This window comes from Chitinophaga sp. Ak27, assembly GCF_012726295.1.
In the GTDB taxonomy this organism is placed as follows: Bacteria; Bacteroidota; Bacteroidia; order Chitinophagales; family Chitinophagaceae; genus Chitinophaga.
Window position 1 is genome coordinate 79409 of record NZ_JABAOB010000012.1, and the last position, 17210, is coordinate 96618.

Annotated in this window: 10 protein-coding genes; 7 read left to right on the forward strand and 3 right to left on the reverse strand. The window is 48.3% G+C overall.

The genetic code is table 11. The annotated features are described in order from the left end of the window. Positions 1-2 precede the first annotated feature (2 nt). Positions 3-2774, reverse strand: coding sequence for an outer membrane beta-barrel family protein (locus HGH90_RS29520; protein WP_169192593.1), 2772 nt, complete (start codon positions 2772-2774; stop codon positions 3-5). A gap of 224 nt (positions 2775-2998) precedes the next feature. Between HGH90_RS29520 and HGH90_RS29525 the strand changes: the two genes are divergently transcribed. Together HGH90_RS29525 and HGH90_RS29530 are read left to right on the forward strand one after the other, a co-directional pair. Continuing rightward, positions 2999-4717: an IlvD/Edd family dehydratase gene (locus HGH90_RS29525; RefSeq protein ID WP_168764610.1), complete on the forward strand. Its 1719-nt coding sequence runs from the start codon at positions 2999-3001 to the stop codon at positions 4715-4717. A 28-nt stretch (positions 4718-4745) separates the two neighbouring features. Further along, on the forward strand, positions 4746-5504 hold the full coding sequence (locus HGH90_RS29530) for an SDR family NAD(P)-dependent oxidoreductase (protein ID WP_169192594.1): 759 nt from the start codon (positions 4746-4748) through the stop codon (positions 5502-5504). A 46-nt stretch (positions 5505-5550) separates the two neighbouring features. Here the strand turns inward: HGH90_RS29530 and HGH90_RS29535 are convergent, their stop codons facing one another. Then, the gene (locus tag HGH90_RS29535; RefSeq protein WP_169192595.1) at positions 5551-9585 is read right to left on the reverse strand and encodes a DEAD/DEAH box helicase; all 4035 of its coding nucleotides are present in this window, start codon (positions 9583-9585) and stop codon (positions 5551-5553) included. Between the two features lie 203 nt (positions 9586-9788). On the opposite strand from HGH90_RS29535, the gene HGH90_RS29540 reads away from it, so the two are divergent. Continuing rightward, a complete protein-coding gene (locus HGH90_RS29540; protein WP_169192596.1) occupies positions 9789-10673 on the forward strand; it encodes a hypothetical protein in 885 nt (294 codons plus the stop codon). A 65-nt stretch (positions 10674-10738) separates the two neighbouring features. Here HGH90_RS29540 and HGH90_RS29545 read toward each other — a convergent pair whose 3' ends face one another. Further along, positions 10739-11470: a GntR family transcriptional regulator gene (locus HGH90_RS29545; RefSeq protein ID WP_145674070.1), complete on the reverse strand. Its 732-nt coding sequence runs from the start codon at positions 11468-11470 to the stop codon at positions 10739-10741. 241 nt (positions 11471-11711) lie between these two features. On the opposite strand from HGH90_RS29545, the gene HGH90_RS29550 reads away from it, so the two are divergent. From HGH90_RS29550 to HGH90_RS29560, 4 genes are all read left to right on the forward strand, one after another. After that, on the forward strand, positions 11712-11966 hold the full coding sequence (locus tag HGH90_RS29550; protein ID WP_169192597.1) for a hypothetical protein: 255 nt from the start codon (positions 11712-11714) through the stop codon (positions 11964-11966). A 60-nt stretch (positions 11967-12026) separates the two neighbouring features. Beyond that, positions 12027-12149 carry a hypothetical protein gene (locus HGH90_RS32035; RefSeq protein ID WP_262888621.1) on the forward strand — a complete coding sequence of 41 codons (123 nt, stop codon included), beginning with the start codon at positions 12027-12029 and terminating at the stop codon, positions 12147-12149. Between the two features lie 261 nt (positions 12150-12410). Continuing rightward, positions 12411-15479 carry a SusC/RagA family TonB-linked outer membrane protein gene (locus HGH90_RS29555; RefSeq protein WP_169192598.1) on the forward strand — a complete coding sequence of 1023 codons (3069 nt, stop codon included), beginning with the start codon at positions 12411-12413 and terminating at the stop codon, positions 15477-15479. Between the two features lie 58 nt (positions 15480-15537). Beyond that, entirely contained in the window at positions 15538-17049 is a 1512-nt protein-coding gene (locus tag HGH90_RS29560; RefSeq protein ID WP_168764616.1) for a RagB/SusD family nutrient uptake outer membrane protein, read from the forward strand. The last annotated feature ends 161 nt before the right edge of the window (positions 17050-17210 follow it).

A 17210-nucleotide genomic window follows, 5' to 3' on the forward strand; every position in this document is an offset into this window, starting at 1 on the left:
ACTTATTGTTTCGGGGCGCCCGGACCCAGTTTATTAAAATTCCAGATAAAAGACAATAACGCATACCGGCCAATAGTGCTATAGCGCGTTTGCGTAATGGTATTGGTTTGCACCGACCTGTCGAACCCTATATTCTGATTGAATATGTCATTCATAGAAAAATTTACCTGCATCAATTCTTTCTTTCCAAATTTCTTCGCAAGAAATGCATTCACGATCACCGCATTGTTATTACCGGTAAACACGGCTGTGCGCTGCCGGATGGCATAGCTCATATCGCCATGCAGCTGCAACTTCCAGGGCAGGTACACGTCGGCATTGGGCTCTATGTAATACGACCAGTAATCTGTGCGGAAAGTGCTCTGTACAGAAGATACGCCTACGTTATAGTTAGCGCTGGCAGTAAAATAAAATTGGTACTTCTTCTCCTTTTCTTTTTGCATATTAAAGTTAATAGCAGTACGGCTGGAGTTGGTAATGTTCAACAGCGAGTTGACATAATTCACATTACGGGAAAAATCCCCGCCTATACCACCACCAATCCTCAAGTCCCATGCACTGATCTTCCAGCCCATGTCCAGGTCGTAACGTATATTCCGGTTACCATTCACATTCACTGCCTGCGAGGTTCTTTTACCGGAAGTATCCAGGTCGCTCCGGCTGCTGATAGCATCCGAAACAAAATTATAACTAACGGAAGCCCAGATACTCCGGCCACTCATCACCTTATAATCTGAATAACCCAGGCGAAAACTATTATTGAAAGATGGCTGCAGATTAGGGTTTCCAATGATGATATTCAAAGGGTCATCGTTGGTACGGATAGGTTGTAGCTGGTTGATATCCGGTTGCTGCGTATACCCCTGGTAGAAAAAGTTAAGACGGCGCTGCTGGGTAAAGCTATACCGCACCGATGCATTGGGATACCAGTTCACAAAACTCCGCTCCTGTTGGTGATTCCGGAACATATCTTTTTGATTAAAATCAGTGAATCCAACGTTACTGCCCAGGTTCACTCTCAATTTAGTATTTAACGTATAAGCGTAGCTGATACCACCCCGGTGCGTGAGTATATTAAAGGCATAGTCGTTGCTGTATAGCGAATCCAACAGGCTGTATTTACCGCCATTGTTTTTATTAAACGAATTACGGTTCGAATGACTGTTGCTGACGTTAATACCATAATTAAAAACGAGCGAAGATTTTTTTGACAATGGCTCTGTATAGGTAATATTCGTATTGATGTTGAGCTGCTCGTTATTAATGGTTTTCAGCTGATCAATACGCTGGGTAGAATCTACCTGCCCTTTTTGATAGAACTCCGTCAACGCATCCAGGGTGCCTTCCCCATTGGTACGGCTATAATTTTCAGCAATGTTCAGGGAAATGGTACGTCCCTTCTTCTTCAGTTTCTTCCGCCAAAGCAGGTTTGTATTGAGTTTGCCGGCATCAGACGTGTTGTTGGTAATACGATATCCATTGTTAATCAGCATATCATTCTTCTGCATCTCAGAAGTATTGCGCATGCTGGTAATTTTATGATCGAGGCCTCCATCTACCAATAATTTAATGGAGGAGGTAGAATCCAGCTGCAATTCATAAAGGCCATTGATCCGGTTCCTCATGATACTGTTTTTCGATTGCTCCGCTGAGTTACTCGAATAGATGGTGTCTTTCAGGATATTTTGGCTGGATATAGTTTTATCAGCATCTACGTACAGCTTCATGAACTTATAGTTCAAATTCACGTTCTTCCGGTCCTGGTCCCACTTATCACCGTAATGCAGTCCACCAGTTTGCACCAACGGGTAGCCGTTATCTTCATATCGGCCGCTCCAGTTATCGAGGTCGTCACCGGCGCCAAAAAACTCCATATTACCCTGGTCGTCTACAGAAATGGAACTAGCGCTAAATTTCTCACGGTCTTCCCAGTTGAGGCCAATCTTTCCCGTATTGGAAACAATACCATAGGCAGCCATTTTCTTCTTTCCCCGGAATAAATTAAATAGCCCTTCCGTGTTATGAAATCCATGATCGCCGGCGCCTACGGCCAGCTTGCCAAAGTAGCCCCGTTTTTTGTCTTCCTTCAACTGGATATTAATAGTTTTTGATTTTTCGCCATCGTCTACCCCTGTAAAGGTGGCCTGATCGCTCTTTTTATCGTACAGCTGTACTTTGTCTACCATATCAGCCCGTAGATTTTTGGTCACCAGCGTCGGGTCATCTCCAAAAAATTCTTCCCCATCTACCAGTACTTTCTTTACCGTTTCTCCCTGGGCGGTAATCTGGCCTTTACTATTGACCTGGATACCTGGCAGTTTCTTTAACAGGTCTTCCACAGAGGCATTGGCCGCAGTTTTAAAGCTTTCCGCATTGAACTCCGTAGTGTCACCCTTCATCTTGATCGCAGCCACTTTCTGTTGTATCACCACTTCTTTCAGGAGGCGGGATTTCTGTATCAGGATAATCTTGCTGAGATGAATATGAGTAGTATCGGTTAGCGTCAATGATTCTACGTAATCGGCGTAGGTGGGATATGTTACCAGCAGGACATAGTTGCCCGCGGGAATATTTTTGATGTCGAAGTTACCTTTATCATCTGCTCTGACAAATTTATATAATATGGAGTCTTTAGCATGTAGCAATGCTGCTACCGTGTTGGATAATTTGACGCCATTTAGTGTATCCGACACATTTCCGTTGATGGTAGCCTGTTGGGCAGCACAGCACAAACTCACAACAATGCACAGGACAGTAAATAGAATTTTTTTCATTGTGGGAATTACGGGTTGTTAATTACAGACGCAACAACGGCGAAATTCCATAAATTATTTTGAGCTTATATTGCCATGTGTGATAAACATCTGTTAAATAATAGCCTATTTATCATGTAGGGAAAGCAGATTATTTCACCTGATAATTTTAGGGTTGCATACCACTGTCAAAATCCGTAAATTTCAACATCTATAATATAAAGTACACTATATCCATTCCCGTTATGCAGCAGGAACATTCACTTAGAAGTAGTCACTGGTTTGCCCGTGGAGGCAAAGATGGTTTTATTTACCGCGCCTGGCTGAAGAAGCAGGGCATTCCCGCCTATGAGCTGGAAGGCAAGCCTGTTATTGGTATTTGTAATACGTGGTCAGAACTTACGCCCTGTAACTCTCATTTCCGGGAGTTGGCCGAGGCGGTAAAAAGAGGCATACTGGAGGCTGGCGGTTACCCGTTGGAATTCCCGGTGATGTCGTTAGGGGAAACCCTCATAAAGCCCACCGCTATGTTATACCGCAACCTGGTGAGCATGGATGTGGAAGAATCGATCCGCGCCAACCCATTGGACGGGGTGGTATTATTATGCGGGTGCGACAAAACCACCCCGGCGCTGGTCATGGGCGCCTGCAGCGTTAACATTCCTACCATCGTAGTATCGGGAGGTGCTATGCTCACCGGTCGCCATAAAGGCCGCTCCATTGGCACCAGCGATATATGGCGGTTCAGCGAAGAGGTAAGAGCTGGCCGCATGACAACTGAAGAGCTGGCCCTGGCCGAAGCCGGGATGTGCCGGAGCGACGGGCATTGCGCCGTGATGGGTACCGCTTCCACGATGGCCTGCATGGTAGAGTCATTGGGACTATCGCTGCCGCAAAACGCCGCCATTCCTGCACCGGATGCGGCCAGGAAAGTACTGGCGCAGTTGTCTGGTACAGAGATCGTGAAAATGGTGAAGGAAAACAGGCGGTTGTCTGATATCCTCACCAGGGAAGCCTTTGAAAATGCGATCCGGGTGAATGCCGCCATCGGAGGATCTACTAACTTCGTGATACACCTGCTGGCCATCGCCGGCCGCATAGGCGTTCCGCTGAGCCTGGAAGATATGGACACATTTTCGGCTAATATCCCCCTGATCGCTAACCTACAGCCTTCGGGCAGCCATTTTATGGAAGATCTTTATTATGCCGGTGGACTGCCAGCGGTAATTAACGCACTGTTAGACCATTTACACAAGGACTGTATCACAGCCAATGGCAAAACCATCGGCGCCAACTACGCCCATGCCGTTAGCTATAACCCCGACGTGATCACTGGCATAGATACCCCCTTTAACCCCGTATCAGGCATCGTAGTGTTGAAAGGTAATATTTGTGAAAACGGCGCCGTGATCAAGCCTTCTGCCGCCAGTCCCCATCTCATGCAACATACCGGCAAAGCCGTGGTATTTGAAGATATTGACGACTATAAAAAGCGTATCGATGACCCGGCGTTGGAAGTAGATGAAAATAGTATACTGGTGCTTAAAAACGCAGGACCGAAAGGATATCCCGGCATGCCGGAAGTAGGTAACCTGGGACTGCCCGCCAAACTGCTGGCAAAAGGTATCACCGATATGGTGCGCATTTCCGACGGACGGATGAGCGGTACCGGCTTCGGCACCGTAGTGCTGCATGTATCGCCGGAAGCCGCTGCCGGAGGCACCCTGGCCATTCTCCGCGACGGAGACATCATTACCCTGGATGTGCATGAACGCCGCCTGCATGCGGCAATCTCCGATGCGGAAATAGCGAAGAGAAAAGCTGCCTGGCAACCGATACACCCGCTGTCGACCCGCGGATATGTACAATTATACCAGCAACACGTGGAACAAGCCCATCTCGGCGCCGACCTCGACTTCCTCAAAGGCAGCTCCGGCAGTGAGGTAACCCGCGATTCTCACTAACTACGCTGATCACACTAAAAGAATTGTTATGAATTTCGAAAATAAAGTTGCCATCGTTACCGGAGCCGGCCAGGGCATTGGGTTTGAAATATGCAAGCAGCTGGTCACACGGGGCGCCATTGTTATACTCAATGATATCGATGAGGCCCTGGCCCGCAGCGCCGCCGATGAAATTACTTCCGAAAAAGGGATCTGCATTGCCATGCCTGGCGACTCCAGCGATGTAACTTTCCTGCAACAAATGGTCAACACAGCGGTAAGTCGCTATGGCAGCCTGGACATCGTGATTGCCAATGCCGGCATCACCCTGTTTGGCGATTTCTTTACATATAGTCCCGCGGCATTTAACCGGGTAATGCAGGTGAATCTTGGCGGTACCTTTTTCCTGGCCCAGGCGGCCGCCAATCAAATGAAGCAACAGGAACAGGGGGGGGCCATCCTGTTTACTTCCTCTGTAACCGGCCACCAGGCGCATAAAGACCTGGCAGCTTACGGCATGAGTAAGGCCGCCCTGGAAATGCTGGCTAAAAACCTGGTAATAGAATTGTCTCCGTTTAAAATTACGGTCAATACCATTGCTCCCGGCGCTACCCTCACCGAACGTACGCAGGATGATCCTTCCTACGAAAAAACCTGGTCGGCTATAACGCCGATGGGAAGGCCGGCACACACACTGGACATTGCCCAGGCAGCGTTATTCTTCGTATCGGATTATGCCCGGCATATCACCGGGCAAAGCCTGGTGATTGACGGAGGATGGACGAGTATCAGTCCATCCCCTTTTTGAGCAAAAAGCTGAAAGCGAAAAGCTGAAAGCTATTGCAGCGATTCACTTATACATCATGCTCCGCGGCAATCAGCGCCAGCAGCTCTTTTGCAGTGAGACGGCCCGACTGGTCGCTGCCCTCCAGCAGCTGGTCGGCCAGATCTCTCTTACTGTTGTGCAGGGCAATAATCTTTTCTTCAATAGTATGCTGTGTTACCAGGCGATAAATAGTAACGGGCCTGGTTTGCCCGATACGATAGGCCCTGTCGGACGCCTGCTCTTCGATAGCCGGATTCCACCAGGGGTCCAGGTGAATCACGTAATCGGCCGCGGTAAGATTCAGCCCAAGCCCACCGGCCTTGAGGCTGATCAGGAATAACTGGCCCTTACCCGACTGAAAATCTTTCACCAGCTTATCGCGCTGTGAAATGGGGGTGCTGCCATCGAGGTACTGGTAAGTAATGCCCTGTGCCTGTAGTGCTTCCCTGACCAAGTCGAGGTGTTTTACAAATTGGCTGAACACCAGCGCGCGGTGGTTGTTGGATACCAGCTCCTCTACGATCTCCTGGAATACCTGTAATTTGGAAGAAGCAATATCAGTTTCTGCATCCACCAACTGCGGACTACAAGCCGCCATGCGCAGGCGGCTGATTTCTGCCAGCGCGCGGATATGTTGCTGGGCCGCACTTCCCTCCTGCGCTTTGATATTTTCAAGCGCCTTTCTGCGCACCGCTTCATAGAAGGCCGCCTCATCGGGCGATAAAGGCACCATTTTCACAATCTCTGTTTTCTGCGGCAACTCATCCAGCACCGCGGTTTTGGTACGTCGCAGGATAAAGGGGGCAATCAATTTCTTCAGGTGCAGCTTCACGGTGCTTTCGGGATTGCGGACAGATGGAAATACAAATTGTTTATTGAAATGATCCAGGGTACCCAGCAGGCCAGGGTTAAGGAAGTTAAAGAGGTTCCAGATCTCTCCCATATGATTTTGTATAGGCGTGCCCGTTAGCATTAATTTAAACCCTGCCTGCAGCGACATGGCTGCTTTGGAAGTTTTGGTCTGGAAGTTTTTAATGGTATGCGCTTCATCCAGTACCACGGTAGGCCATTTCACTGTCGACAGCAATTTTTCTTCCGCCTGTAGCAGTCCATACGTGGTGATGACCACATCGAGGGGACCGGCTTTCTTGATCAGGGCGCTACGACGGCCGTTTGCTAACAACACGATGTTCAGGGAGGGTGCAAAGCGGCGGATTTCGTTGCTCCAGTTGCTGACCACCGAAGCGGGGCAAATTACCAATGCGGCCCCTTCTGTGGCACGGTGCAGCAGCATGGCGATGGCCTGGATGGTTTTACCGAGCCCCATATCATCTGCCAGGCAGGCGCCAGCTCCCCAGGCGGCCAGGTGTGTCATCCAATGAAACCCTTCCTCCTGGTAGGGGCGTAAAGTTGTTTGCAGGGTGAGTGGCACGGGAATGGTAAGCGCCATTGCTGTGGCCCGTTTGCGGGCAAAGTCTTTCCAGGCAGCATCGGTACTGACTTCCCCCGCCTGTTCCAGCCATTCTTCCAATACTGGTGCGGCAAATGCGGGGATACTGACTCCCTCGCGATCGATGCCGGCAAAACTCGCCATTTCGTTTAGCCGTTTGCGTAAGTCCCCTGTCAATGCAAGGTATTCGCCATTCTGCAGCGCGATAAACCGCTTCTTCACGGTGAGCGATGTATCCAGTAAGTCTTTCAGCGATAATACGGTAGTTTCATCTACTTTTAGTTCGCCTTCGCACATAAACCAGTGATTCTTTTCGCGGATACCGATGCTGAGCTGTGCAAATCCTGCCTGTTGTTTTATTTTATACCGCTCTCCTTCCGGCCATTCCGCCCTTACCAGCTCAGGGTGTTGGCGGATCACTTCCAGCAACTGAAGGCAGTCCAGCGGATCTTCAAAAATGATGGTATCATCGGAGATATCCGGTAAGATGGCTCCTTGCAGGAGGTTCATTAGCGCGCGGAGGTTGGCCTGTTCCAGGGGCAAGTCCCGGATGGCCTGCCAGCGTTCTCCATTGCTCACGCCGATAATGTTGTGCGCGCCGGCACCGGGTTTACAATAGGGCGGATCCATCGTAAAGGGCTTTACATACAAGCCCGCTTTCAGTCCTTCGCCCAGGGGCAGCAGCTGAATCACAATGCGGCTGTCGGCCGGGCGTTTGTTGATATTGGCTGTCATATCGCCCATATCGGCATGGATGGTGAGATGCGCACCTATCCCTTTCAATACCTGTAGCAGCTTATCTTTTCCGGCATGGGGTACTATGCGTACCTGTTGTAAGGTCTGCAACAGTCGCCGTTGCTGGGCAGTCAGGGAGATGACCTTCAGCCGGGTGCTGGTTTCCTTTACAAACACCGTCTCGCTGACATAATCCTCGATGTTGGCGCTGAAGGTATATCCCTGGCTGGTGTTGTTAATACTGAGTTCCGGTGGCGCTTTTATGATTTCTACCGGGATAGAGGGATCATCGGCGGCAAACAGGTACGGGTGACCGGCGATTTCCTGCCAGACGGTTTCCGCGAAAGAGTAGGATTCTCCATCATAGTTATAGTAGTGATCCTTTTGAACAGTATTGCCTATACGAAAATCCTGTGGCGTCATGGCCTCTGCTTTTCCTTCTTTCAGTTTTTTGAGGGACACATTCCTGCCGGCGCTCCAGCTATTATTTCCCTGGGATGTTTGAAGCACCGGCTGTATTTTGTAATGGTCGAGGTCTACCAGGTAAATTAACCGGGATGCCGTTACATTTTTCTCTTTTTTACTGAGATGATTATCTACGCCCAGCAAGGTGTTCAATAACCGCTCCCAGTCTGGCGTTTGCTCCATTTGCGACAATGCTGGCGGGTAGCGGGTAATAGCGGCTATCTCCCGGAAAGTGCTTTCATATCCCCGGTAATCATCCTTCTTAAATAAACTTAAATATTCGTAGGTCAGTAAGCGGTAGTGCCGTTCTATGCCCAGGCTGAGCAGGCGCCCGATCTGCGGGCCAAAGGTGCGGAGCAACCGGCTATTAGGATGCAATAACTGCAAACAGAGTAGCGACAGGTAGCTGAGCAGGGGGCTTTCTCCGCCTTCCAGTAAAATAAGCAGCAGGTTATCTCCTTTCTCTTTACGTCCTGCATGAAAATGCAGCAGGCAAACGGCCGGTGTGATGGCGGGGAAGAGTTTCCGTTCATACGTGGCAGTTATTTTACTGATTTTCGGATTTACCTGGTCCCCCGGCAGGAGCGCCAGCGTAAAGGCGTAATAGAAGGCATATACCGGCGACAGGGGCAGGATATTTTTTTTATCGTGCTGCCGTTGTCGTTTGATTCCTTTCTCAAACAGGGTCAGCGCTTTGCCGGGATGGTTGGCATAGAGCTCCACCACGGCCTGGGCGTAGCTATCGTCTGCTGCATCGTCCGTAGCGGGCGGGTCGAGGTGTCCCTGCAGCAGGTCAAGCTCGGGGAAGCTCACGGCGTATTGTTGGCGGAACGCTTCCAGTACGGCCACCGGCGGCATTTTTAAAATATTATACTTCAGGGCAAACCTGGCCATTTCCTGCAGGCTATCCTGGCTAAAGAGTGCAAGCAGCGGCGCATAGGCCGGGAAATACAGCAGGTACGACAGGTAAGGCTGGTATTCTTCCAGCTCCTGTTCTATTTTCCGGATGGGAAGCGATAATAGTAAGCGGTCACCCGTAAAATAAGCGGTAAGTAATTGCTGCAGGTCCTGCAGTCTCGCGCTCATACTATAAAACGCGTGTATGGCGCGGCGGGTACCGGGCAGAAGTTGTTCAAAAGCAGGCCTGGTAATAGTTTGTGGAAACAGCCAAAAGTTCATTTCCGGCACGAGCGAATAGCTGCCGGTCACATTTTTTATGGCCAGTCCCGCAGTAACCAGTTGTTGCAGGATATCGCCGATCCGGGTGCCGCGCACTTCCAGGATGCGGTTTACCGCATCTGTGATGGTAAAGGTTTCCAGGGGATACAGGTATACCGACATGACTTCCATCACTAACCGGGTATCGCCTTCCTGTGATTCGTATTGTTGCAGGTAGTATTGTTCGTTTACCATGGCAACAAATTTAGCAGATTATAGGGAGCAGGACGCATTTTAATCATCGTATTAAACAGGCGCCCTGTAGAAAATATTTTTTCATCGTGGCAACCTTTTCATGGTTTCTTCCGAATAAGTATACGTACCGGATTGCGCTGCCTTGCTGGCCAGCGGCAGGCAGTTGCGTACTATTTTTTATTCCCGAAAAAATTTCAATCAGCATGAACTGCGTAACAAACACCTTATTCTCATGGATAGCTATAGCCGGTATTGTGGCCCTCAGTGCCTGCGGCAGCAAAAATAACAACCCCGATACACCCGCACCGAAGCCGGTAGTACAAATCAGCGCCAGCGCTACGGTGGGTAATCATATCACTGATGTGGACGGCAATTCGCTTTATTATTTTTCCAACGACTTTAACGGCTCCAATAACTGTACTGGTGGTTGTGCCGCAGTATGGCCTATTTATTATGCGGGCGACAACCTGGCACAGGCCGCGCTGGGTACAGGTTTAGACATTAAGGATTTCGCTACCATTACAACTACCGACGGTAAAAAACAAACAACCTATAAAGGATGGCCTCTATATTATTTTGCACCTAATGTAGGCGGTGCCAACGTACGGGAAGCAGCAGGAGAAACCAAGGGAGAAGCGGTAAACAACGTATGGTTTGTTGCCAAAACAGACTACACCATACAGCTGGTAAATGCGCAGCTGGTGGGCGCCGACGGTAAAAATTACCTGGCTGACCACACGGAGGGTACAGGTAAAACCCTGTACTTCACAGATGCCAAAGGTGTGACGCTGTATGCTTTTGCGCCCGATAAGTTTAATGTGAATACTTTTACCAAGGCAGATTTTTCTAACAATGCCATCTGGCCTATTTATGAAACCGACCAGGTGATAGTGCCTTCTATATTAGATAAAACATTGTTTGGCACCACTACTGTGTTTGGTAAAAAGCAGCTGACGTACAAGGGATGGCCGCTATACTACTTTGGCCAGGATGCCGGGGTGAGAGGCTCCAACAAAGGCGTGAGTGTGCCTAAACCGGGGGTATGGCCGGTGGTTACCAAAGATGCAGCTGCTGCGCCGCAGCCTTAATACAACAGCGCCGTATCGGCTTTATAAAAGCGGTACGGCGCTGTAATATGATCTGTTGATAGTAATTAGTCTCTCCTGCTTTCCACCGTATATACGAAGCTGTCGGCCCGGTAGTAGCCAAGGTTGTATTCAATAGGGCGCTCGCCCTGGTCGTATACAAAGCGTTTCCTGAAGAGGATAGGACTTCCTGGTTCCAATTCCAGTTTGGATGCAATAAATTTATCGGCTGTTTTAGCGCTGATCTCTTCTTTGGAGAGCGTTGCCACTGTCATATATTCTTTCTCCAGTATTTCGTAGAGGGGGCGTTTAAAATCCTCTTCCCCGGTTAGTCCTACCCTGGGGTGGAAATAAGAAATAAAATACACGAAAGGCCCTTCTGCTTTACCTCTCAGCCGCTCCAGTTTCAATACTTTCTTATCGGGGCTAATTTCGAAGAAGTTCGCTACCGTTTCGTCGGGTAATACCCAGGTAACGTGTAATTCAAAGTTTTTGATGGTGATACCGCGGGCATTCATTTCTTGTGTGAAGCTCAGCCAGTTCTTTGATTTAGAGCTGATGGCGGTTTCGGCCACTTTGGTACCTACTCCTTTCTTGCGGGTGAGCAGCCCTTCGTATACCAATTTATTGAGTGCATGGCGCAAAGTAGACCGGGAGATAGCCAGTTGTTTTGCCAGTTGAATTTCATTGGGTAAAAATTTTCCGCCGGCATACTGCGGATCCTTGATCATATTCCGTAACAGGTTTTCTGCCTGAACATGAAGGGGTAGTGGATTTTTATGATCTATGCTCAAATTCATGCCGCAAAAAAACTGGAAAATAACAAGAAAACCAATTTTCGTCCGCTGATTCTGGCGCGCAGTGGTGGTTTTTCATGCCTGTAAAAGGGGAACCTGATATAAACATTAAACGCAGTACATATACATAACTCAATAATTTAAAATAATTTATTAAAAATCAGTGTCTTAAGGTTTTGTTAAAAACTTTTCTTGCATTAATTCATTAATGTTTCTATGTTTGTACATAATAACCCGGGACCACATGATGAAAAACTTATTCATAGCTCCACTTCCTGCGGAAATTACCATTGCAGCTTTCACACCGGAAGGCGGTCAGGCATCTTATTATCCGAAAGCATTAGCAGCATCGATTCAGGGAAATAAGCCGCTGACTACCGGCCACCGGGCAATTCTTTTTTTAGCCCTCAGTGATAAAACGATTTTGCAAAGCATGAAGTGGATCTGGAGCAGCCCTGCGTTTACCCAAACGCAGACGATTGAACGTGGCGGGGTATAAGAAGATACAAGCCCGCATTTAGAATGGATATATACCGGAAGTTGTTGCAGCACTAAAACCATGAACCATATCATTGCATACAACAACTTCCAAGACGAGCACAAAGTAAACAGAGAAGACCCGAAGGACCAGCAAATTTCAGGAGGAGAAGCCGGCCTATTGTCAGACGCTATTGCCATTTAAAAAATTGCGCAGCAAATCAGCAGGAAAGCGTAAACAATTTTGGCTGTTCGGTTATTATTACTAATTCATCAACCGAATCTGACATTCTAACTATGTAATTATCAAACTATCTAACTATGTAAAACTTGTTATTATCATGATTTAACAAAACTAAATCGATTTTGTTGCAGTGGGGATCCACGTATGATAATATTCCCACGTCGCTTATCAACTGGAAGAACAATTTACCGGCTATTATTCCATCATCTCTAAAGACTTGTTATGAAAACAACACTTGTTTATGTGCTTGCATGTATACTGCTCTCCATGCACGCGATGGCCCAAATTAAAGTTAGTGGCAAGGTCACCAATGCGGCAGACGGGACAGCGATCCCTAATACCACGGTGGCCATCAAAGGTACCTCGAGCGGTACCATTGCCAATGAAAATGGCGTGTATTCATTGACGGTACCCAACAGCAATGCAGTGTTGGTATTTTCCTTTACCGGGTTTGCCAACCAGGAAGTAAAGGTAGGTAACCGAACTGTTATCGATGTAGCGCTCGACGTACAGGTAAACACGCTGAATGACCTCGTGGTAATTGGTTATGGTTCCGTCAAGAAATCTGACCTCACCGGCGCCGTTGCTTCCCTGAAAGCGGAGAAGATCATGGACGCCCCCGTACCCAATATCTCGCAAGCCTTACAGGGTAAAATACCCGGCGTGGAAGTCAATATCAACAGCAGCGCACCCGGCCAGGCAGCCAAAGTGCGTATCCGTGGTATTGGCTCCATCAACTCCTCCATAGATCCACTCTACGTGGTAGATGGAATAGCCGGCGTAGATGGAAACGCCATCAACCCCAACGACATCGCCTCCCTGGAAGTATTGAAAGACGCTTCCTCTACCGCGATCTATGGAGCCAGGGGCGCCAACGGTGTTATCATGATCACCACCAAACGTGGTAAAGCAGGTCCTACCGAAGTAAGCTACCAGGGCGACGTGAATGTAAGCACCCTCTCCAGGCACCTGCCTACCCTCAACTCCGACGAGTTTGTAAAAGTATATAACGAAGCTTTTGTGAATGCCACCAAATTCGACCCGCAACATGGCACCTGGGCGCCTCCCAAAGCATTGAATCATCAGAATTTCCCCAAGCTGTTCGATGCCAATGATAAACCACTGTATAATACCAACTGGGAAAAAGAAACGTACAAACCAGCCATCTCTACCAGCCACCAGCTCAATTTCCAGGGCGGTACAGATAAACTGGTGTACAGCGCCTCCCTCGGCTTCCTGGATCAGAACGGTTTAATGACACAGTCTTGGTTCAGAAGATATTCTGCCCGCCTGACTTTCGACAACAACATTAAAAAATGGCTGAAAATAGGTGGTAGCCTGAATATCATTTCCAGCAAACAAAGACTGGTATCTGATGGTAACGGTAGCTTAAACGTGCCAAGGATGGTAACAGAAGAAGTGCCGATTGTACCGGTAAGATATCCCGATGGTACCTGGGCAGGCAACAACGACATTGCCGGCCTGGAAGGAGGCCCCAACCCGGTACATATTGCCCAGAGCCGTTATACACTGAATAACTCCCAGCATACCCTGGGTAATGTATACCTGTTGTTTCATATCACCAAAGACCTGGACTTCAAAACAGACTTCGGTTACGACCTGGTAAGCAACAAGGCTAACTTCTACAGCGGTACCGACCTGCCTCACTTATCGCAGGACCAGGGCGGCGTTGCCAGGATTACAGATGATTACAACAAATACTGGCAATCAGAAAGCTACCTGACATATAACAAAGACCTGGGCAACAACAGCACCCTGAATGCCGTAGGTGGTATTTCCTTCATCAAATATTCAGGAGAAAATGCACTGGTAGAAACACAGAACTTCGTAACAGATTATTTCCAATGGAATAACCTGGGCGCCGGTTCTGTACGGTCAAACGCCACTTCCCTCACTTCTCCCTGGGACATGAATTCTTACTATGCACGTGTTAACTATAGCCTGCACAGTAAATACCTGTTTACCGCTACCGGCAGGTATGACGGTTCTTCCAAGTTCAGCAAGGAAAAACAATTTGCGTTCTTCCCTTCCGTAGCTGCCGCCTGGCGTGTATCTGAAGAAGAATGGCTGAAACACAGCAAATTTGTAAATAACCTGAAAGTACGCGCCAGCTATGGTCTTTCCGGTAACCAGGAAATTGGGCAATTCCAGAACTTTGCGCAGTACAGACCAGATCAAACCGTTATTGGTGGCGCTAACCAACCCACGCTGGTACCGGGCTATATTGGTAACCCGAACCTGAAATGGGAAAAATCAACCCAGGTAGATGCCGGCGTAGAACTCTCCGTGTTAGACAACCGCATCAACCTGAACGTAGATTACTACAACCGTAAAACCACCGACCTGCTGCTGGCAGCCCCCATTCCATGGTCTGCCGGTACCTACAACGGTAATGTATATAAAAACGTAGGCTCCATGAGAAATAAAGGATGGGAAATAGGACTAAGCACTACTAACATCCAGACTCCTAATTTCACCTGGACCACCAACTTCCTCTTTACTTCTAACAAAAACACCATCCTGACACTCAACGATGGTAATGCTGACATCTTCCCGGGTCCTAACTTCCTCGGGCAAACGAATGTGCTGAGAGTAGGTGAGCCTATCGGTTCTTTCTATGGCATGACCAGGTTGGGTACTTACAGCACAGATGAAGCCGCCGAAGCTGCGAAACACTCGCTGTTGCCAGGCGACAGAAAATATGTGTACGATGCTGCCGGCAACCCCGTATATAGCATCATCGGCCGCGCTAACCCAAAATGGACCGGAACCTTCAGTACCACGCTGAAATATAAAGGCTGGGATCTGACCGCCGATATCCGTTTTGTACAGGGTATGAACACCGCCGCTGCCTTCAAACACTCAACAGAAGACCGTCAAACACTGGCCAACAGCCTGAAAACCGTACTGGATGGATGGACACCGGATCACCAGAATACTTCCATTGCACAGGTACGCAGCTACAAATTCACACAGGATTCCCATTTCGATACCTGGTGGGTAGAAGATGGTTCTTATATCCGTGGTCAGAACTTTACATTGGGTTATACGTTCCCTGCTTCCTGGATGCAGCGCAGCCACATTAACCGCTTCCGTATTTATGCCAGCGTACAGAACCTGTTCCTGATCACTAAATACACCGGTTACGACCCTGAAGTAGATACATTCAACTTTGGCTATGGTAACAATACCGGGTTTTCACAGGGTATCGACTTCTTCCCATACCCCCGTCCACGTGTGTGGAACCTGGGTGTAAACCTTAACTTTTAACACCGTTTCGTGTAACCGTTGAAGTGACAATCTATTTAGTGAATTAAAAATTCAGAAAATGAAAACGACTAAACATATATTAATAGCGTTGATGGTGTTGCTCAGTTGTTCCTGTAAGAAGTTCCTGGACGAAAAGCCCACCAACTTCCTCACGCCGGATGCTGACCTTACCAGTCCGAAGGTAGCCAGGGCGTTTGCCAACGGCTGTTACCAGAACCTGCAGGGTTTTCTGCAAGGCCAGCCTTCTTCTTATGGCGGTAACGTGTACAACCTGCTCGAGTTTATGACGGGTAAGGCCAATAGTGACCTGGGACAAACAGGCTTCATCAATTTCCAGAACCTGAGTTACAACTATACTTCCTTTTATGTAGACACCTGGTGGCAACGGATGTACCTGGGTGTGGGCGCTTGTAACCTGGCTATCCAGAACATTCCAAAAGCAGTACAGGACGCCACCACGACTACCTACGAGCTGGCGGAAGCGCATGCGCTGCGGGCATTGTATTATTTTCAGCTGGTAAGATTATATGGGGCCATCCCTAAAATTACGGAAGTGCCTACCGTTCCTACTGCACCGAACCTGAACCTGCCGCGTACGCCTGCCAAAGCCATTTACGACAGCATCATCATTCCTGATCTATTGACTGCGGCTAAATCCAGTCTGCCATGGTCTAATAATACCGGTAACGTAACCATGAGTATGATACAGAGCCTGCTGGCCGATGTATACCTCACTTACGCCGGCGCAGCGATCAATGGCGGTACCCAGTATTATGCACTGTCTGCCGCGGCTTCCAAAGCGGTGATCACCAACAGCGGCGCTTCGCTGTTTAAAAATTATACAGATATGAATAACCCGCTGAATAAAAATATCGGGGAATTCATTTTCCAGGTACAGTATGCCGCATCTGTTCCATCTACCAATCCACTGACAGCACTCACTATTCCGAACTACGCGGGTATCTCCAAATACTCCGACGAGTACGGGTCTGTATATCCAACACCGCAGTTTATACAGTCGTTCGACCCGAAAGATAAACGCATACAGGAAAGGCAATTCTTTTATACCAAGTATAGAAAGATCAACAGTACGGATACCATCACTTTCAGGAACACGTATATCTACAAGTTCTTCGATTCGCTGGCCGTGGTAAATACTGCCAAATCTGACTTGAACTACACCTTATACCGGTTGGCCGATGTATACCTGATGTATGCAGAAGCTTCCAACCGCGCTGAAGGTGGCCCGAATGCTGATGCACTCAAATATGTAAAAGCCATCCGCGATCGCGCTAACCTGGGTCCGTTACCTGCTGGTATGTCGCAAACAGCCTTTGAACAGGAAGTATGGCTGCAACGTTACTATGAGCTGTGCTTTGAAAATAAAATGTGGTTTGATATGATCCGCACACGAAAAGTACATAACGATGTAACGGGTAACTGGGACAACTTTGTAGGACACAAAACAGTGTTCAATGCTACGTTTGCAGAAAAGAACCTGTTGTTCCCTGTGCCGAAGCAGGAAATAGATGTAAACCCTAATCTTTTACCGAATAACCCGGGATTCTAGTTGTCAGCAACCATCCCGAAAAAGGGCCTCTCAAAATTTTGAGAGGCCCTTTTTCATTTTCGGCATTCCTCCTTTTCAAAGTTTTTTTTTAATACCCGGTAAGTGAATGCCAATAAACTGCTAGTATTAGCCAATATAGTGGCGATACCGGAGGCATCGAT